Origin of the sequence: Cognatundibacterium rivi (genome assembly GCF_018139565.1) — a bacterium.
Taxonomy (GTDB): Bacteria; Pseudomonadota; Gammaproteobacteria; order Burkholderiales; family Burkholderiaceae_D; genus Undibacterium; species Undibacterium rivi.
This window is the reverse complement of the sequence record NZ_JAGSPK010000004.1, coordinates 107,346-125,601: the sequence shown is the minus strand read 5'-3', so window position 1 is coordinate 125,601 and position 18,256 is coordinate 107,346. Positions and strand designations below refer to the sequence as shown.

Genomic DNA, 18,256 nt, shown 5'->3' with positions numbered 1-18,256 from the left:
AGCTAATCAGGAATGATAATTCCAATTCACAGGCGATGGGAGAACAATACAAAAGTTTGCATTGTGCCGGTCTCGGTTTCTCTCATCATGATTGGAAAAACAAAAAAGGACTCAGGCATACACCTGAGTCCTTTTGTTTTGGTAGGCCGTGCGGGATTCGAACCTGCGACCAACGGATTAAAAGTCCGCTGCTCTACCAGCTGAGCTAACGACCCAAAACTTGCTAAAAAAATTAAAGACTTACATGACATAAGTCTTTTTTGTATTCGTGGTAGGCCGTGCGGGATTCGAACCTGCGACCAACGGATTAAAAGTCCGCTGCTCTACCAGCTGAGCTAACGACCCGAAAGACCGAAATTATATGGTGTTTTCAGGCCACTGTCAATGGCATGAACAGGATTAAATCCTTGTCAGACTTACTTCGCCGATGTCATACGGTTCTTCGCTGCATGCGCCGCTTCGCTTTCCGGATATTGCGCAATCAGGCTTTCCAGCGTCTTTTTAGCCGCGTTTTTATCTTTCATCTCGGTCTGGCAACCCGCAATATTGAGCAATGCATCGGGGGCCTTAGGGTGATCCGGATACACTTTCACCAGTTGTTGCATAGCCACAATCGTGTTCTTACAGTCACGTTGCGCATAATAGGAATTACCCATCCAGTACTGCGCAGAACCAGCAAAGGCCGACTGTGGATACGCCACCAGAAAACTGTTGAACGACGCTACGGAATTTTTATAATCACCGGCCTTAAATAAACTAAGCGCATTGTCGTAAGCGCGCTGTTCATTTGGCTCTACCGTTGCCTCTTTGCCGTCGACCGTCAGGCGCTTAGGCTCAATCTTACGCAGGCGATTATCGAGATCGACATAAAAATCCTGCTGCCGACGCTGGGTATTGGCGATGTCATTCGCTAACACTTCCACCTGTCCGCGCAATTTAGCGATCTCGGCACGCAGTTGCTCATTTTCATTCGCCAGATCCAGCGCTGTACCTTTGTCCGCTTTGGTATCGAGTTTATTATCCAGACGAAGATTTACGGCATCTACTTTAGAGCGTAAATCCAGAATCGCTTTACGCGCTTCATCGTCATCAAAAATTCCTGCCGATGCCAGCGAAGGAATCAAGGCAGTAGAAAAAGCCGCTGACAAAGCAGCAATGGCAAAAGAACGACGAATAGAAGTCAATTTCATAGCAATCAAAAATAGAATGAAAGACGCCGGATATCCTGAGTGAGGAATCCGGCGTCAAATAAGCTCAAAAGACCGCCAAGGGCACTTTTAAACTACGCTGCTATTACTGATAAACGATATCAGCACGGCGGTTTTCTGCCCAAGCTGCTTCATCGTGGCCTTCTGCTTTTGGTTTTTCTTTACCCAAAGACACTGCCTCGATTTGCGCTTCAGAAACACCCAACAGGCTCATCGATTTACGAACAGCTTCAGCACGTTTCTGACCCAGAGCCAGATTGTATTCGCTGCCGCCGCGTTCATCCGTATTACCCTGGATCAGGATTTTACGGCCTTTGTTTGTGCTCAGATATTTGGAGTGCGCTTCAACGACAGATTTGTAATCATCTTTAACGACATAGCTATCGAAGTCGAAATAAACGCTACGTTTCGCCAAAACACCTTTTGGATCGTTCAAAGGATCAACAGAACCTGTGTCAACTGTTTTAACCGCATTTGGGTCAGCCGGAGTCTGAGTTGTTGCAACTGGTTTTTCTTCAATTTTTGCTTTGTCTTCGAGTGGTACTTTAGAAGCACAAGCAGTCATCAGAACAACGCTGGAAACCAGCATAGCCAGAGTTTTGGATTGGGATGTGAAGCGCATTTTCTCTCCTGATTAAAAAAAAGTGATTACAACTTATTTCATGAAAGGACCCCAGGTGGGCTCCCGAATATCTCCGGCTTGCACCGTCAATTTTTGTTTAACTTTACCATCGACAGAAACCACTGCCAAAGTGCCACGACGTCCCGATTCGGTTGCGTACATGATGTAGCGACCATTTGGCGAAAAGCTTGGGGATTCGTCTTTACTTGTGTCTGACAGTCTTTGTTCCTGACCACTGACTAAATCAAGCGCATACAACTGAAACTTACCTTCACGACGCGAGATATAAGCTAAAGTGCGACCATCCGGTGAAATCCGCGGCGTTATATTATAACTCCCGCTGAAAGTCACACGCTTAGCTTCGCCACCATTACTGTTCATGCGATAGATTTGCGGGCCGCCACTGCGGTCACTCAGGAAGTAAATTGACTGGCCATCGGCCGAAAACTGCGGTTCAGTGTCGATACCGCTACTGTTGGTCAGGCGTTGCAGTCCAGAACCGTCGGCATTGACGGAATAAATCTGCGTCAACCCATCACGTGACAGTGCGATCGCTAACTTTGAGCCATCCGGCGACCAGGCTGGTGCCGAATTGCTGCCTTTGTAATTCGCAATCACTCTGCGTTCACCCGTCATCAGATTCTGTACCCAGATCACAGGTTTTTTGGCTTCAAACGATACATAGGCAACCTTGGTGCCATCCGCCGACCATGATGGCGAAATAATCGGTTCATTTGAACGCAAAGCCACACGGACACCTTCGCCGTCAGCATCAGCAACTTCGAGACGATACTCGCGTCCGGCCTTGGTCACGTAAGCGATGCGCGTCGAGAATGCACCACGCACTCCAGTCAGTTTTTCATAAATATCGTCCGCAATCCTGTGCGCCGTTTTGCGTGTGTTTTCAGGTGTTGCCGCAACAGAAAAGCCCGACAAAGAGGCCGATTTCATCGTATCAAGCAACTTGTAGCGAACATCAAAGCGACCATCGGCGAGACGCTGCACACTGCCGACCACCAGCGCTTCGGCACCGCGCTTTTTCCACTCATCAAAATTAACCGGACTGGTTTCAGTAATGACCGCGCCAGCCTCGATAATTTTGAAATAACCACTGCGGTTCAGATCATCTTTAATGATGGCGGTGATTTGCTGCGGCGTCATCGCCTCATCCGCAAATGCAGCAATCGCCACCGGAATCTGACTCGATCCAACGCCGGCGATTTCAATACGTAACTGTGCACTGGCTGGCGCAATCAACATGCTGCCAGTTGCCGAAGCGAGTACGACACGAACAATAATTTTTTTCAAAAAAGACATCATTACCTATCACTCTTCCTTCATTTTGTAAGCAAAATCCAGGGTTCCAGGCACCTGACCATTTTTATCTTTAGGAAAGGGAGCAGATTTCTCTATACCTTTCGCTACCGCATCGTCAAACGCCAGGTTACCGGACGACTTCAGTTTTTTAATCGCACCACGCAGAGAGCCATCGGGAATCAGCTCAATTCTATACTCAACTGTCGGATTACCAGCAACTGCGTCAACACCGCTGTAAATGGTATTTGAGCGAACCTTAGCGGCAATTTTTGCCATGTAGCTTGGATCACCACGGTTATTTCCGGTTGATTTCGCGGCGGTACCCGTTCCACCGCTACCGGTGGCACCAGCTTGTGCTGACAAACGCTGCATATTTTCTTTAAACAGCTTGTCGCTGGCTGCTTTGTCTTTAGCCTGTTGCGCTTTTTGATCCGCTAAATTTTGTTTCTCTGCTTTTTCTTTGTCGCGTTCTTTTTCTTTGTCTTTTTCTTTCTGACGCTCTTTTTCCTGTTCGCGCTCTTTTTCGCGTAATTTTTCACGCTCTTTATCTTTTTTCGCCTGCAATTCCTGCTCCGCTTGACGCTTTTCCTCAGCAAGTGCACGCTGATGTTCTTCCGCTTTTTTCTTTTCTGCGAGCAGGCGTTTCTTTTCTTGCTGCAAAGCGATCTCAGGATCTTCCTTTGGCAAGTCGTTCTTTACAACAGGAGGCGGTGGGGGAATGTCTTTTAATTTGACAGGTTCTGGCTCTGGAGGTGGTGCCGGAGGAATTTCAACCGCAACCGGTGCGGCTTCGCGCGTCGTCATGTCCCAGACTTCAGCTTCAACGGCTGTTGACTCTTTATTTTGCCAACTCACACCAATCCACAAAAAACCTAACAATAAAACATGGACGAGCGCCGCCAGAACGACCGGACGCCAGTTACCTGCCTGAGATTGGTGAAGGTTGCCTGGATAAGCTGAAATAGAAACTTGATTCATAACCTTTTATGATTCGCCTGCAACGGATTAGTTCCGATAAGCCTGAAATTTTGGTGGCGAAAGATTAATTTGATACAGCACATAGCGAAATTATAAACCCCTCCATGAAATTCGCCGTATTTTTTGCAAAATTCAGTACTTTTCAAAGAAAATCCAGGTATACGGTGACATGGCCATATAAAAAAGCGAAGCATATTGCTCCGCTTTTCTTATTTTCACCGATAAAACCTGTTATTCCTGATGATAACGGGTCACGCGCTCCACTTCGTTTTTAGAGCCGAGGAAAACAGCAACACGCTGATGCAAAGCTGTCGGCTGAACATCAAGCATCCGCTGTTTGCCGTCAGTCGATGCGCCACCAGCTTGTTCAACGATAAATGACATAGGATTCGCTTCGTACATCAGACGTAACTTACCTGGTTTTTCTGTATCGCGTTTATCGGCCGGATACATGAAAATACCGCCGCGACACAAGATGCGATGCACATCGGTCACCATAGAAGCGATCCAGCGCATATTGAAATCTTTTTCACGCGGGCCAGTCACACCAGCCAGCATTTCATCGACATAGCGCGTGACTGGCGGATACCAGTGCCGTGAATTCGACGCATTAATTGCAAATTCCTTGGTGTCCTCAGGAATCCGCATATTCCTTTGGGTCAGCACCCAGGAACCCATTTCACGATCCAGCGTGAAGCAATTTACCCCGTTACCAGTGGTCAGCACCAGCACAGTCTGCGGGCCATAGACCGCATATCCGGCGGCGACCTGCTTGCTACCCGGTTGCAGAAAATCCTGCTCGGTTGGCGCAGCCATCCCTTCCGGTGCTTTCAGAACTGAAAAAATCGTACCGATAGAAACATTCACGTCGATATTGCTGGAACCATCCAGCGGATCGAACAACAACATGTATTCGCCCATAGGATAACGATTCGGAATCGGGTGTATGGTTTCCATTTCTTCGGATGCCATTGCGGCCAGATGACCACCCCATTCATTTGCTTCGAGCAAAATCTCGTTCGACAAAATATCCAGTTTCTTTTGTACTTCACCTTGAATATTCTCACTACCGGCGCTGCCCAAAACCTCTCCGAGCGCACCTTTTCCAACTGCATGACTGATGGTTTTGCAGGCACGGGCGACGACTTCAATCAGTAAGCGCAACTCTGCAGGAATAGAATTATTCAGACGCTGCTCTTCAACCAGATACTGGGTCAGACTGACACGTTTCATGATGTTCCTTATGTTAAAAACTCAAATTCAATAATCAAATGACTAATCAAATATGCGGGTGCTGGCTGCTTTTCGGCCCACGCCCCGCAGATTACCTATGTGTCTGCAAACGAAAAAAACTTATGCGGCCAGCGCTTTGCTGACGACTTCAGCGACATCCTTGGATAATTTTTTCGTCGCCGCTACTTTTTGCAAGGCTAATTTCATATGTGCTTGCAAACCGACCGGATATTTTTTCCATCGGTCGAGGCTACGTGCAAGGCGGGCAGCCACCTGTGGGTTAATTTTATTCAGCGCAATCACCAATTCAGCCCACAACGCATAGCCACTGCCATCAGCCGCATGGAAACGCGATGGGTTGGCGTTGCAGAAGTTAAATACCAAGCTACGCGCGCGATTCGGATTCGTTAAGGTGAAAGCCGGATGCTGCATTAACTCTCTTACTTTTTCCACATCGGTTGTATGTGCTGTTGCCTGCAACATGAACCACTTGTCGATCACCAGATCTTCTTTTTTGAAATCTTTGAAGAAGCGGCGCAGCGCTTTCTCTGATTTTTTCTGCTGCTTTTCCGTGCCATTGAAGTTTGTCAGTGCCGCCAATGCTGCCAGCCGGTCTGTCATGTTTGCGGCTTCTTTAAACTGCAGATGCGCGAGATCGAAAGTGCTTTCATCTGCCCATTCGAGTAAGTATGAAAGAGCCAGATTTTTCAGACTACGTTTTGCCATCGATGCCGCATCGGGACGGTATTTCCCCGGTGTCTGGTGAGTTTCATAGGCATGCAGCAAATCTGCTTTCAAATGACGAGTGATCGTCGCGCGCACAAACTGACGGGCGGTATGTATCGCTTGCGGGTCAACCACATCAAATGCTTCTGCAATCATCGCTTCGGATGGTAATGTCAGCATGAGCTCGCGGAACGCAGGATCAAGGGACTCGTCGTTCAGTGTGTTACGCAATGCATTGATGAACCAGTCATCCAGCGAGAGTTCTTCGCCTGTCTGCAACACTTTCGTCAATTTAACCAGACGGCGGGTGGCAAGGCGCTGCCCTGCTTCCCAGCGGTTAAATGGATCACTGTCATTAGCAAATAACAATCCCAGTTCTTCATCGGTGTAATCAATATCCAGAACAACTGGCGCCGAGAAATTACGCAACAAAGATGGCACAGGCTCGCTGGCGACTTTATTAAACCTGAAGGTTTGCGATGCGGCAGTCAGTTCAATGACCAGATTCGTTGCCCCCGCCTGCGCAGGGTAGTCATCGCAATACAAGGGGATATCTTTTCCCTCAGCATCAAGCAAACCCATCGCAACAGGGATATGAAACGGTAATTTTTTTTCCTGACCCGGAGTGGCCGGGCAAGACTGCGTCAGCTTGATATCGTAAGTTTGTGCTTCAGCATCATAAGCCGTCACCACGCTGACACGTGGCGTACCGGCCTGACTATACCAACGCTCGAACTGCGTCAGATCACGCCCGCTCGAATCCGCCATCGCAGCGCGGAAATCATCACACTCAACCGCCTGGCCATCGTGGCGCTCAAAGTACAGATCCATTCCTTTACGGAAGCCATCATGCCCGAGCAAGGTGTAGTACATACGAACAACTTCGGCACCTTTTTCGTAAATCGTCACCGTATAAAAATTATTGATTTCAACGAAGGAATCTGGGCGCACCGGATGCGCCATAGGGCCGGCATCTTCGGAGAACTGCACCTGCCGTAGCACACGCACATCTTCGATACGTTTAACCGCGCGCCCCGTCGTCGTACCAACCAGATCGGCTGAGAATTCCTGATCACGGAACACAGTCAGACCTTCTTTCAAAGACAACTGGAACCAGTCGCGGCAAGTCACCCGGTTACCGGTCCAGTTGTGGAAATATTCATGTCCGACCACGGATTCGATACCGGCATAATCAATGTCGGTAGCAATGCTGGAATTCGCCAATACATATTTTGTATTGAAAATATTCAGACCCTTGTTTTCCATCGCCCCCATATTGAAATCACCAGTGGCGACGATCATGAAGCGGTCGAGATCGAGTTCCAGCCCAAAACGTTCTTCGTCCCAGCGTATGCTCTTTTTCAGCGAGTCCATCGCATGCTGGGTTTTATCAAGATTACCTTCTTCCACCCAGACTTGCAGTAATGCTTTGCGTCCCGATTTCAGCTTGAATTTTTCTTCCTGACAGACCAGCGTTCCAGCAACCAAAGCAAACAGATAAGAAGGTTTTTTAAACGGATCTTCCCACTTGGCAAAATGACGCCCATCATCAAGATCGCCTTCGTCAATCAGATTGCCATTACTCAGTAATACTGGAAATTTCTTTTTATCGGCGCGCAGCATGACCGTATATTTCGCCATGACATCAGGGCGATCAGGAAACCAGGTAATTTTACGAAAACCTTCAGCTTCACACTGGGTGATGAGATTTCCTTTGGAGGCATATAAACCAGATAGCGAAGTATTTTTCGAAGGCTGTATCTGGGTCGTGATTTCCAGCGTCACTTCATCGGGTGCATTCGAAATGCGCAGCGTCTCACCATCAATCTGATAGTCGGCTTTCTTCAGTTTTACCCCATTCAAGCGCAATTGCACTAATTTCAGGGACTCGCCGGACAGCACCAGATCTTTTTCCGTACTGGCGTGATTGCGTCGCATGACCATGCGATTGGCAACCAGCGTAGATTTGAGATCCAGATCAAAACCCATTTCTACAGTATCAACCCAGTAACCCGGGGCGACGTATTCTTGACGAAGTATGGCTTGAGGAGTGATGACGGTATCGTTACGCATGGCCTTGGAATCTCGCGAAAATAGTATAAATCAAAGTCTTATGAACTTTGTGAGACCATCATTTTACCAAGACAAAAAGCACAACACCTTAAACCAGAGAAAGATAGCGCAATAAATACAGAACGAGATCTGCTTATTGCCTGTCGTGAACGCACCAATTTATTGAAAACCATGAATCGGAATTGCCGTTATCATCAGCCCGAGCAAGGCGTTTTCATATACAAATCAATACAAAAATTTCTGCAACGAGGCGGAATGATCGCTATCATGAATCTATCTTAAGATTTGGAGCAAAGCTATGAAAAGTTTCTTATCCTGGACCATCTTCTTCATCAGTACATTGCTGACAGGGTGTGCCAGCACGTTCACCAGCCAGGTCAGTGTATTTCACGAATGGCCGGGAAATAAACAAGCGACGTCGTATATCGTCGAAAGATCGCCATCCCAAGAAAACAATCCAGAATACAAATTGTATGAAGAGGAACTCAGGCAACAATTAGGTCTGCACGGTTTTCAGGAAGTTACAGCGGGAATGACACCAGCGTTAAAAATCGGCATGCAGTACGGAACGAGTCTGGGTGAAATTCAGGTGTCTGCGCCATGGGCTCCGGCAATGTATGACCCATTCTGGCAAATGCATTTCAGTCGCGGCTATCGTTTTTCACCTTACTCACCGTATTATTTCGGCAGCCCCTACTACATGAGCAGAAACCTCGATTTCAGTGTCCGGCGTTACTATCTGCATCAACTGGAAATCAACATCAGCGACTTCCAGAGCGGAAAAAAACTGGCCGACATTAAAGTCAGCACAGAACAACTGAGTCAGCAGATCACTGAACAGATGCCTTATCTGATAGAGAGTGCCCTGCAGGGGTTCCCGGGTATTAATGGCAGTACCAGAACGATAGAACTGCCATTAAAAAAATAAGCACATCAGCTTAATTCGGTGGGTCGCGCAAAGCCTCAACCAGTGCGCGATCCACGATTGATTCAGCAGAAACAATCGTGGCATCACCATTTCTCAACTGCGCCAGCAATTCTTCGCGAGATATAGAAAACGAATCGTGTCCCTGACGATTTGTAAAAATGTAGCGGGTCCGTTTCGGACTTACCCATGCCAGTTTGAAGCGGTTTGTGACGCCTGCAGTGGTTGTGAAATCAAACCAGACGCCGCGCTCCAATCCCTCGACCATCTGTCCCCACTCGTCCGATTCCTGTTCATTCTGATCAACGAAATGACGGTTCAGTCTTTTCTCGCTCGCACGTTGTGCAATATTGACGGCGATTTCCAGTTGACGGCGTGGTGACAACTCTAAGGGAGCCCGGGCAATCGCAGCATGGCGCTCGGCCAATTTGGAAAAAAACAAAACCCGGTCCGGCTCATCCCATTTGATCGCATTTAACCAGGCGTTCAGCAAAGTCAGCATTGCGGGAAGCTTACTGACCAACTCTTTGCGTTCTTCGGACGTATTTTTCGGTTTCAGACTCCAGATCAGATCATCCATCGTCCGCAACGCATTTTCGAGTGCGTTTGGCTTTTCTTCTTTGACATTGTGTGCAATGGTCAGAATACGTATCCACTGCTTACGCAAAAATTCTTCGACAAATCCGGCAACTTCTCCAGTGTCGGTGCGGATCGCAACATCATTTTCAGCAAACTCGCGCGCCAGACGCATTTTTTCCTGCTTCAGCGCTTGTTCTACCGGCTCCGAAATTGCCTGTTCAGTCTGTGCTTCTTCACTTTTAAGAAATGCCTCCAGATCTGCAACCACATCAGAGAACAATTCGATCTGCTGATCAAAATCCTGCTGAACCCGATCAACGATGCCTTCTATCATCTGATACAAAGGATCTTCACTGGTTGCATCATTCCCCAACAGCACACTGGATTTTGCGAGGGTATCAATCAATACCCGTGCAGGGTGATTTTCTTTAAAAAAGAAATCTTTATCGAGTAAAGCAACCTTCAGCGTCGGTATCTGCAGTTGTCCGATCAGGCTTTTAATTTCTTCCGGAATACTGTCGTCACTGAACACATAATCAAAGATTCTTGCCAGCAGTTCTATCGTATTCTGATCAATATGGGTTAATTCGCCCGCAGAAGCTTCTTGTGTTAAACGACGCAGGTGCGATCGGTCTTCCGGCTGCGCCAACTGGTTTTGCTGAATCTGCTTTTGCATCCCAGTCAGATAATCAAAGAATTGACGATCTATCGTTACCGTATCCACCGCGCCACCAGCAGGCAACCATGATTGAAGGTGCCCTGACTGACCCACACCATCTTGCGCAACCGTACCAACACCGCCGGCCTGATTTCGCTCTTTAGACGCCTGAGGATAAAAAATATTTCTTAATTTATTTTGCAGATAAGGATCGCGTGAATCAAGATCCTCACTCTTCAGCGGAGCATGCCGTTTTTTGTTTTCCCGCTTCACGGCATCAGTATCGACCACGATACCGCGCTCAGCCAACGCGTCATTCACCCCCTGATAAACTGAATTTAAATTCAGAAATAAATCGGGTTGCATGATCCGTATGATCAGATGTGGCGTCACAGTCGTTGATTCCAGCTCCATCCAGGCCTGCAATACCGCATTGACAAAGATTTCTGGGCGAAAGGGATTTTGCGACACAGTAATTGGTGTGCGCTTCATCACCAGGCCGATGCGGCAATTCAGCTCCACCAATTTTTCTGCGCTGTTTACTTCCAGCGATTTCGTCAGATTATTGGTCAGAACTTTATTTTCCATTTCCTCGAAAGTAACGAGAGAAATATCCTTGATATCGTGATTATCTTTGAGCCGTTTGCGGGTATTAATCGCGCTGACTTCTTTCATCAGCATCGTTGAAATCTGCGATGCCAACAAACGGTAAAAAGTGGTCTGGTTCCGTTTCAATAACTGGCAAGCCTGAAAACTGCTTGCGGCCTCTTCCGGCTGCAATGTCTGGTCAGAAATTTTAAATAAGGCATCCGTTAATCGCGACGTAAATGCCTCTAATTGCGACGAAATAAGATTGGTGGCAACAGGCACCAGACTTTGCAACATCAGCAAACGACTCGAACTCGAAAATTCACTGACTTTGGCGGTGTTTAAAGGAACAGTATCCATAATTCGAGACTCGGTGTATAAAAAAATCAGAACGTCATTCAGATAAGCAAACGGTTCATCGTGAAGAGATTTCCCGCTGCGCTTAATTCGTGTAGTAAGCCTCGGTTGCGACTGTAATCAGCACGATCAACATGACGGCAGCAAACAAAACCAGCAGCAGACGTCCAAACTTCGGACGCCCATCATCGGCTGGCAGTCTTTCATTTTCTTTCGGAAGCATAGTTGTTCGCCCTATGGAATCAATAAACTCGACCCTGTTGTTCTGCGTGCTTCCAGATCCTGATGCGCACGGGCAACCTCACTCAAGGAATAACGCTGACGGATGTCGATTTTAACTTTTCCGCTTTCAACCATCGTAAACAAATGTGACGCCATCTGTTCCAAATCAACTCTGTTTGCAGTGTAATTCATCAAACTCGGCCGGGTAATGAACAAAGAACCGCGTGAAGCCAGCTCACTCAGAGAAAACGCAGGGACAGGGCCCGAAGCATTGCCAAAACTGACCATCATACCAAGCGGAGCAAGACAATCCAGAGAGCCGGTGAACGTATCCTTGCCGATAGAATCATAAACGACCGAGACGCCTTTGCCTTCCGTAATTTCCCTTACACGTTCAACAAAGTTCTCTTTATTGTAATTAATAACATGAGTGCATCCATGCGCTTTTGCCAGCTCAGCTTTTTCGTCCGATCCTACGGTTCCAATCATATTGACGCCTATTGCGCGTGCCCACTGACAGGCAATCAAGCCCACACCGCCAGCAGCAGCATGAAAAAGTATGGTTTCCCCACCCTTGAGTGGATAGGTACGATGAAACAGGTATTGCACCGTCAATCCCTGCAACATCATTGCCGCCGCAGTCTCAAACGAAATGCTGTCAGGCAGACGAACCAATTGTGCAGCCGGCATGACACGCGCCTCTGAGTAAGCGCCTAAAGGGCGGCCTGCATATGCAACCCTGTCGCCGACAGCAACATGACGCACGCCATCGCCGACAGCTTCAACGATACCAGCGGCTTCCATCCCTAAACCTGCCGGAAGAGTTTGTGGATATAAACCGGTGCGAAAATAAACATCGATGTAGTTGAGGCCACATGCCTTATGCCGGACGATAACTTCGCCCGGCCCCGGAACACCTAATTCAACATCCACATATTCCATTACTTCGGGACCACCTACACTGCGCATCCTGATTGCTTTGACCATATCTCCTCCTACATTTTTTTTCTGGTTAACAAATACATCCCACCCATCACCAACACCGTACCAGCTATCTGCCAGCCGGTGATCGGCTCAGCGAGAAAAAAAGCGCCCAAAAACAAAGTGGATACAGGACCTATCATGCCCGCTTGTGAAGCAGTCGCCGCGCCTATGCGCTGCACTGCAATCATTGTCATAAACACGGGCAATACCGTACAAAATATCGCATTAATGACAGATAAAAAGTAGACAGGCGCTGGCTGCAGCAACATTGATACGGGGCGTAACGCAAAGAACTGACCGATGCAGGCAACACTGGACACGCACATGGCATAAGAAACCAGTCGCAAAGAACCCAGTTGACGTACCATTTGCCCGGACTGGATAAGATAAACAGCATAAGAGACAGCCGCGCCCAGCACCATTGCCGAGCCAAGCAATACATCTTTTCCACCAAACTCAAGATCGTGCAAAAACACCAGGACGATACCAAAATAACTAACGACTAAAGCCGCCCATTCCAGCATCGAGACTTTCCGGCGATACCATACCGCTGACATCAGCAGAACAAATGAAGGGGTGAGAAACAGTATCAAACGCTCCAACCCGGCAGTGATGTACTGCAAGCCAAGAAAATCTAAAAATGAGGAAAGGTAATAACCGACCAATCCCAACCCAACCAGGCGCCACCGGTCAGAAACGGGCAAAGGAGATGAATTCCTCATTTGCCAGACGGCGATCGCCGCAAAAATCGGCAACGAGAAAGCCATGCGAAAAGTAATCAGAGTCACCGCATCAACCTGATACCGGTATATCAGCTTGGCAACGATGGCTTTGGTTGAAAACAGAATGGCGCCAGCGATGGCTATGGCGAGTCCGCCAAGATAATGCTGCCGCGTATGAGAGTTTAATTGTTGTGAATGCATAGCCGGAATTGTAAGGCCATCTGACAAAATAAGAGGGAAACGGAGAAGTGAGAACATCCCATTTACTGCAGCTCAGACTGGAATAGCGTCAATTACAAATCATTGAGACACGTTTATTGTAGGCAACTTGCAACATCTGGCCAAAACGCAATGTGTGGTTGATATCATTTTTTGCAAACGCATCAGCAAAAGGCGAAATACAAGAACGGACGAAATACCTCAGGCTAATAAGGTGGAGCGTACACAAGGTTGAACGTCATCACCCTTTACCATAACAGGGGCGCTTTGAAGGATTATTCAGACAGATGAGTGGTGTGTCTATAAGCCGATCGGACGGTTGATTTCGGCATTTTCCACCATGCCAGTATGATAAAATGCGCGTCTTCAATATCAAACTAAGCTAGGCAAAACCGCTGACCAGATGGCTCAGCAATTGCCAATTCAGGAAAGAGCGACCATGGCAGGACATAGTAAATGGGCCAATATCAAGCATAAAAAAGCGGCTACCGATGCGAAACGCGGCAAAATCTGGACGCGTCTGATTAAAGAAATTACTGTAGCAGCGCGTATGGGTGGAGAAGACGTCGATTCCAACCCACGTCTGCGCCTTGCCGTCGATAAAGCTGCAGATGCCAATATGCCGAAAGAAAACGTCACACGCGCGATACAACGCGGTGCCGGAACTCTGGAAGGCGCAAACTATGAAGAAGTCCGTTACGAAGGCTACGGCATCGGTGGCGCTGCACTGATCGTTGACTGTATGACCGATAACCGCGTCCGCACGGTTGCCGAGGTACGCCATGCGTTCAATAAATACGGCGGCAACATGGGCACGGAAGGTTCTGTTGCTTTCATGTTTAAACACTGCGGCCAGATGTTATTTGCGCCGGGTACAAACGAAGATGCGCTGATGGAAGCCGCGCTTGAGGCCGGTGCAGATGACGTGGTTACCGATGAAGAAGGTGGTATCGAAGTATTATGCGCGCCATTTGATCTGTCAGATATCCGCGCCGCACTCGAAGCTGCTGGTTTCAAACCGGAAGTTGCCGAAGTCACCATGAAACCTGCGACAGAAACCGTCTTTACCGGTGAAGATGCGACCAAAATGCAGAAATTGCTGGATGCACTTGAAAATCTGGACGACGTACAAGAAGTTTATACCAACGCCATCGTAGAAGAATAATATGAAAATTCTGGTTGTCGGCTCTGGTGGCCGCGAACACGCTCTTGCCTGGAAACTTGCTCAGTCTGAGCGGGTACAGACGATTTTCGTTGCCCCTGGTAACGGTGGAACTGCAACGGACATCCGTCTCAAAAATATCGACATCACTGATCCGGCAACGCTGGCCGATTTTGTTCAACAAGAGCAGATCGAACTGACCGTCGTTGGCCCGGAAGTTCCACTGGCAGCAGGCATTGTGAATATTTTCCGTGACCGTGGTCTGAAGATTTTTGGTCCATCGAAAGAGGCGGCGCAACTGGAAAGTTCTAAAGACTTTGCCAAAGCGTTTATGCATCGTCACCAGATTCCAACCGCCGAATATCAGACTTTCTCCGACGTTCAGGCCGCGCACGATTACATCTCAGCCAAAGGCGCTCCTATCGTCATTAAGGCGGACGGTCTCGCTGCGGGCAAAGGTGTCGTGGTGGCCATGAGTCTGGATGAAGCACACGCCGCCGTTGACATGATGCTGTCTGACAACAAGCTCGGTGATGCTGGCGCACGTGTCGTCATTGAAGAATTTTTAGCCGGTGAAGAAGCCAGTTTCATTGTCATGGTGGACGGTAAAAATATTTTGCCGCTGGCAACCAGTCAGGATCATAAACGCTTGCTGGATAACGATGAAGGCCCGAATACCGGCGGTATGGGCGCATACTCTCCGGCACCGATTGTCACACCACAGTTGCACGCCCGCGTGATGCGCGAAATCATTGTGCCGACAGTACAGGGGATGGCAAAAGACGGTATCGTATTCACAGGCTTCTTGTACGCTGGTTTGATGATTGATGAACACGGCACGCCGAAGACACTGGAATTTAATTGCCGTATGGGTGATCCTGAAACTCAGCCTATCATGGCGCGCTTGAAAACCGATCTGGTCAATGTGATGGAACATGCGGTCAACGGCACGCTGGACACCGTAGAACTTGAGTGGGATCGACGCACAGCGATGGGTGTCGTGATGGCCGCCGCTGGTTACCCTGATGCCCCACGTAAAGGTGACAAAATTACGGGTATTCCAACAGAAACACCGGACAGTGTTACATTTCATGCTGGCACAGTGCTGAACGACAAGGTACTCAGCACCAATGGCGGCAGGGTTTTGTGTGTGGTCGGCCTCGGCGACACAGTCAAACTTGCACAAAAACATGCCTACGATGTTGTTGAAAAAATTCATTTTGACGGCGCTCAATACCGTCGCGATATCGGCTGGCGCGCACTGAACCGCAAGCACTGACAATGCTCACGGGGAGTATTCCCTGCGCAACAACGAATGGGTTGGACTATGTCCAACCCGTCTTGCTTTTTGAAGACCACCCTGTTCAACGTAAAATGACCGATACACAAGCCGTTAAAAATTATTTACTGTCGTTGCAAGCGAAGATTGTTGCCGCGCTTGAGGCTGCCGATGGCCATCAGTTTATCAGCGACAGTTGGGAACGCCCCGATGGTGGTGGCGGTATTTCCCGCGTGATTGAAGAGGGTCATGTTTTTGAACGGGGCGGGGTCAATTTTTCCCATGTTATGGGCAACAATTTACCACCATCAGCAGCAGCCAGCCGCCCGGAACTGGCAGGCAGAAAATGGGAAGCAATGGGTGTCTCACTCGTATTGCATCCACGCAATCCCTATGCACCAACTGTACACATGAATGTGCGTTTTTTCACCACCCACGCGGAAGGCAAAGACGCCGTCTGGTGGTTTGGCGGCGGCATGGATCTGACTCCGTATTACGGTTTTGAAGAAGATGCGCGTCATTTTCATCAGACCTGCAAAGATGCACTGACACCGTTTGGCAGTGATTTACATCCGCGTTTCAAAAAATGGTGTGACGAGTATTTCTATTTAAAACATCGCAAGGAAGCGCGCGGTGTCGGCGGCATTTTTTATGATGATTTCAACGAACTAGATTTCGCACAAAGTTTTGCGATGACCAGAACAGTCGGTGACGCGTTCATCCCCGCCTACCTGCCAGTTCTTGAAAAACGCAAAGAACTTTCCTACAGTGAGCGGGAGCGGGATTTCCAGGCATATCGTCGTGGGCGCTATGTAGAGTTTAACCTCGTGTTTGATCGTGGCACACATTTTGGTCTGCAATCAGGGGGGAGGACGGAATCCATTCTGATGTCTATGCCTCCGGTCGTGAAATGGCGTTACAACTGGACTCCGGAAACTGACAGTGCAGAGGCTCAATTAACAAATCATTTTCTGGTGCACAGGGAATGGGTTTAAGCAGTAAAGATCCTTATTGCGCCTTGGTTCTGGGTGGTAGTTTTGATCCCGTCCATACTGGCCATATTGCACTGGCAAAGCACCTGTGCGATGTACTTAAACCAGATGAATTACGCATTATCCCGGCCGGACAACCGTGGCAAAAATCCGCTCTGACGGCTACATCAGAGCAAAGAGTCAGCATGCTGAAGCTGGCTTTTGAAGACTGGCCAGACTGCAAGCTGATCATTGATGCGCAGGAAATACGACGTGCAGAAGCCCATGTCGCCAGCTACACCATAGAAACGCTGCGCGAACTGCGAACAGAACTGGGGGCGCAAGCTTCTATCTGTTTTGCCATGGGAGCAGATCAATTGCTGAATCTGCACACATGGCATCAGTGGAAAGACTTATTCAGCGTCGCGCATTTATGTGCGGCAAGTCGTCCCGGATTCGATATCAACCTCGCCTGCCCTGAAGTGACAAAAGAGTGGCAGAAAAGAATGATAAGTCCACAAGAAATGCGTGCCAGTGCTGCAGGAGGAACTTATCTGGACTCTAGTCTGGCCGTTGATGTATCCGCGACCCAACTGCGCAAAGAATTAAAACAGCATAACCCGACAATCAGATTGCTAGTCACTCACAAGGTGCTAGACTACATACAACAACATTCAATTTATCAAAATAATGGATATTAAAAAATTACAAACACTGGTCATTGATGCTCTCGAAGATGTGAAAGCACAAGACATACAATTGTTTGACACTATGCACCTGACCAGCCTGTTTGACCGTGTTCTGGTCGCTTCAGGTACATCAAATCGTCAGACCAAGGCATTGGCCGCATCTGTCCGCGATAAGGTCAAAGAAAATGGTGGCACGGTCATCAGCGTCGAAGGCGAAACCACGGGTGAATGGGTACTGGTCGATCTGGGTGACATGGTTGTGCACATCATGCAACCGGCGATCCGCGCCTACTATCGTCTCGAAGAAATCTGGGGCGACAAACCGGTCAAACTCGGCGCAGCAAAACGCACAGCAAAAGCGGCAGCACCTGCAAGCGCGGCTGATGATGCAGAAAAACCAAAACGCACACGCAAACCAGCAGGCAAAGCAGCACCGCTCGAAGTCACTCATGACATGATGGCGATTCAGACCACGATCGACGATGAGAAAAAACCTGCGCGCAAACCACGCGTGGCGAAAACAGTGGATGGTGAAGCAAAACCTGCACGCAAACCAGCCACCCGTAAAGCAGCAGATGGCAGCACAGTGAAAGCACCAAAAGTTCCTACTGGTGGACGTATTAAAGTCGCTGCGACAAAAACAGCGGTGGCATCAGCAAAAGAAGCTGCAGCCAAACGTCCTGCCCGTAAAAAAACAGTCGAGTAATCTGCGCTGTTCTGAATTATCAAATGGCTGCCTTGTGC

General features: G+C 48.4%; 16 protein-coding genes and 2 tRNA genes. 6 read left to right on the top strand and 12 right to left on the bottom strand.

Annotated features, from left to right (window positions below):
* Positions 1 to 139: 139 nt before the first annotated feature.
* The 8 genes from KDM87_RS12325 to pepN all read right to left on the bottom strand — a co-directional run bounded on the left by KDM87_RS12325 (position 140) and on the right by pepN (position 8,157).
* A tRNA-Lys gene (locus KDM87_RS12325) sits at positions 140 to 215 on the bottom strand.
* 54 nt (positions 216 to 269) lie between these two features.
* A tRNA-Lys gene (locus KDM87_RS12320) sits at positions 270 to 345 on the bottom strand.
* 71 nt (positions 346 to 416) lie between these two features.
* Entirely contained in the window at positions 417 to 1,190 is a 774-nt protein-coding gene (gene ybgF / locus KDM87_RS12315; protein WP_212679370.1) for a tol-pal system protein YbgF, read from the bottom strand.
* A 103-nt stretch (positions 1,191 to 1,293) separates the two neighbouring features.
* A complete protein-coding gene (gene pal, locus KDM87_RS12310) occupies positions 1,294 to 1,830 on the bottom strand; it encodes a peptidoglycan-associated lipoprotein Pal (RefSeq protein ID WP_186885095.1) in 537 nt (178 codons plus the stop codon).
* 33 nt (positions 1,831 to 1,863) lie between these two features.
* Positions 1,864 to 3,090, bottom strand: coding sequence for a Tol-Pal system beta propeller repeat protein TolB (gene tolB / locus KDM87_RS12305; protein WP_230407772.1), 1,227 nt, complete (start codon positions 3,088 to 3,090; stop codon positions 1,864 to 1,866).
* A 66-nt stretch (positions 3,091 to 3,156) separates the two neighbouring features.
* Positions 3,157 to 4,125, bottom strand: coding sequence for a cell envelope integrity protein TolA (gene tolA / locus KDM87_RS12300; protein ID WP_212679369.1), 969 nt, complete (start codon positions 4,123 to 4,125; stop codon positions 3,157 to 3,159).
* Positions 4,126 to 4,356: 231 nt separating this feature from the next.
* A complete protein-coding gene (locus tag KDM87_RS12295) occupies positions 4,357 to 5,358 on the bottom strand; it encodes a class 1 fructose-bisphosphatase (RefSeq protein WP_212679368.1) in 1,002 nt (333 codons plus the stop codon).
* Between the two features lie 120 nt (positions 5,359 to 5,478).
* Positions 5,479 to 8,157 (bottom strand): aminopeptidase N, encoded by a 2,679-nt coding sequence (gene pepN / locus KDM87_RS12290; RefSeq protein ID WP_212679367.1) that lies wholly within the window; start codon positions 8,155 to 8,157, stop codon positions 5,479 to 5,481.
* Between the two features lie 298 nt (positions 8,158 to 8,455).
* Here pepN and KDM87_RS12285 point away from each other — a divergent pair, with 298 nt between their 5' ends.
* Positions 8,456 to 9,085 (top strand): DUF4136 domain-containing protein, encoded by a 630-nt coding sequence (locus KDM87_RS12285; protein WP_212679366.1) that lies wholly within the window; start codon positions 8,456 to 8,458, stop codon positions 9,083 to 9,085.
* Between the two features lie 10 nt (positions 9,086 to 9,095).
* Here KDM87_RS12285 and KDM87_RS12280 read toward each other — a convergent pair whose 3' ends face one another.
* From KDM87_RS12280 to KDM87_RS12265, 4 genes are all read right to left on the bottom strand, one after another.
* The gene (locus tag KDM87_RS12280) at positions 9,096 to 11,267 is read right to left on the bottom strand and encodes a DUF1631 family protein (RefSeq protein ID WP_212679365.1); all 2,172 of its coding nucleotides are present in this window, start codon (positions 11,265 to 11,267) and stop codon (positions 9,096 to 9,098) included.
* Between the two features lie 82 nt (positions 11,268 to 11,349).
* Positions 11,350 to 11,487, bottom strand: a complete 138-nt coding sequence (locus tag KDM87_RS12275) for a hypothetical protein (protein ID WP_212679364.1) — start codon at positions 11,485 to 11,487, stop codon at positions 11,350 to 11,352.
* A gap of 11 nt (positions 11,488 to 11,498) precedes the next feature.
* Positions 11,499 to 12,473: a quinone oxidoreductase family protein gene (locus tag KDM87_RS12270; protein WP_212679363.1), complete on the bottom strand. Its 975-nt coding sequence runs from the start codon at positions 12,471 to 12,473 to the stop codon at positions 11,499 to 11,501.
* Positions 12,474 to 12,481: 8 nt separating this feature from the next.
* Positions 12,482 to 13,393, bottom strand: coding sequence for a DMT family transporter (locus tag KDM87_RS12265; RefSeq protein ID WP_212679546.1), 912 nt, complete (start codon positions 13,391 to 13,393; stop codon positions 12,482 to 12,484).
* 457 nt (positions 13,394 to 13,850) lie between these two features.
* On the opposite strand from KDM87_RS12265, the gene KDM87_RS12260 reads away from it, so the two are divergent.
* The 5 genes from KDM87_RS12260 (at position 13,851) to rsfS (ending at position 18,218) form a co-directional block, all read left to right on the top strand.
* Positions 13,851 to 14,576 carry a YebC/PmpR family DNA-binding transcriptional regulator gene (locus KDM87_RS12260; protein WP_200180222.1) on the top strand — a complete coding sequence of 242 codons (726 nt, stop codon included), beginning with the start codon at positions 13,851 to 13,853 and terminating at the stop codon, positions 14,574 to 14,576.
* Between the two features lies 1 nt (position 14,577).
* A complete protein-coding gene (gene purD, locus KDM87_RS12255; RefSeq protein WP_212679362.1) occupies positions 14,578 to 15,852 on the top strand; it encodes a phosphoribosylamine--glycine ligase in 1,275 nt (424 codons plus the stop codon).
* Between the two features lie 95 nt (positions 15,853 to 15,947).
* Positions 15,948 to 16,847, top strand: coding sequence for an oxygen-dependent coproporphyrinogen oxidase (hemF, locus tag KDM87_RS12250; protein WP_212679361.1), 900 nt, complete (start codon positions 15,948 to 15,950; stop codon positions 16,845 to 16,847).
* A complete protein-coding gene (locus KDM87_RS12245; protein ID WP_212679360.1) occupies positions 16,838 to 17,524 on the top strand; it encodes a nicotinate-nucleotide adenylyltransferase in 687 nt (228 codons plus the stop codon). Before hemF ends, KDM87_RS12245 begins: the two co-directional genes overlap by 10 nt.
* Positions 17,514 to 18,218, top strand: coding sequence for a ribosome silencing factor (gene rsfS / locus KDM87_RS12240; RefSeq protein WP_212679359.1), 705 nt, complete (start codon positions 17,514 to 17,516; stop codon positions 18,216 to 18,218). Before KDM87_RS12245 ends, rsfS begins: the two co-directional genes overlap by 11 nt.
* The last annotated feature ends 38 nt before the right edge of the window (positions 18,219 to 18,256 follow it).

Bases quoted from the DNA above. Each gene is read 5' to 3' on its own strand.
- ybgF (WP_212679370.1), bottom strand. From the start codon at position 1,190: ATGAAATTGACTTCTATTCGTCGTTCTTTTGCCATTGCTGCTTTGTCA.
- pal (WP_186885095.1), bottom strand. From the start codon at position 1,830: ATGCGCTTCACATCCCAATCCAAAACTCTGGCTATGCTGGTTTCCAGC.
- tolB (WP_230407772.1), bottom strand. From the start codon at position 3,090: ATGTTGATTGCGCCAGCCAGTGCACAGTTACGTATTGAAATCGCCGGC.
- tolA (WP_212679369.1), bottom strand. From the start codon at position 4,125: ATGAATCAAGTTTCTATTTCAGCTTATCCAGGCAACCTTCACCAATCT.
- KDM87_RS12295 (WP_212679368.1), bottom strand. From the start codon at position 5,358: ATGAAACGTGTCAGTCTGACCCAGTATCTGGTTGAAGAGCAGCGTCTG.
- pepN (WP_212679367.1), bottom strand. From the start codon at position 8,157: ATGCGTAACGATACCGTCATCACTCCTCAAGCCATACTTCGTCAAGAA.
- KDM87_RS12285 (WP_212679366.1), top strand. From the start codon at position 8,456: ATGAAAAGTTTCTTATCCTGGACCATCTTCTTCATCAGTACATTGCTG.
- KDM87_RS12280 (WP_212679365.1), bottom strand. From the start codon at position 11,267: ATGGATACTGTTCCTTTAAACACCGCCAAAGTCAGTGAATTTTCGAGT.
- KDM87_RS12275 (WP_212679364.1), bottom strand. From the start codon at position 11,487: ATGCTTCCGAAAGAAAATGAAAGACTGCCAGCCGATGATGGGCGTCCG.
- KDM87_RS12270 (WP_212679363.1), bottom strand. From the start codon at position 12,473: ATGGTCAAAGCAATCAGGATGCGCAGTGTAGGTGGTCCCGAAGTAATG.
- KDM87_RS12265 (WP_212679546.1), bottom strand. From the start codon at position 13,393: ATGCATTCACAACAATTAAACTCTCATACGCGGCAGCATTATCTTGGC.
- KDM87_RS12260 (WP_200180222.1), top strand. From the start codon at position 13,851: ATGGCAGGACATAGTAAATGGGCCAATATCAAGCATAAAAAAGCGGCT.
- purD (WP_212679362.1), top strand. From the start codon at position 14,578: ATGAAAATTCTGGTTGTCGGCTCTGGTGGCCGCGAACACGCTCTTGCC.
- hemF (WP_212679361.1), top strand. From the start codon at position 15,948: ATGACCGATACACAAGCCGTTAAAAATTATTTACTGTCGTTGCAAGCG.
- KDM87_RS12245 (WP_212679360.1), top strand. From the start codon at position 16,838: ATGGGTTTAAGCAGTAAAGATCCTTATTGCGCCTTGGTTCTGGGTGGT.
- rsfS (WP_212679359.1), top strand. From the start codon at position 17,514: ATGGATATTAAAAAATTACAAACACTGGTCATTGATGCTCTCGAAGAT.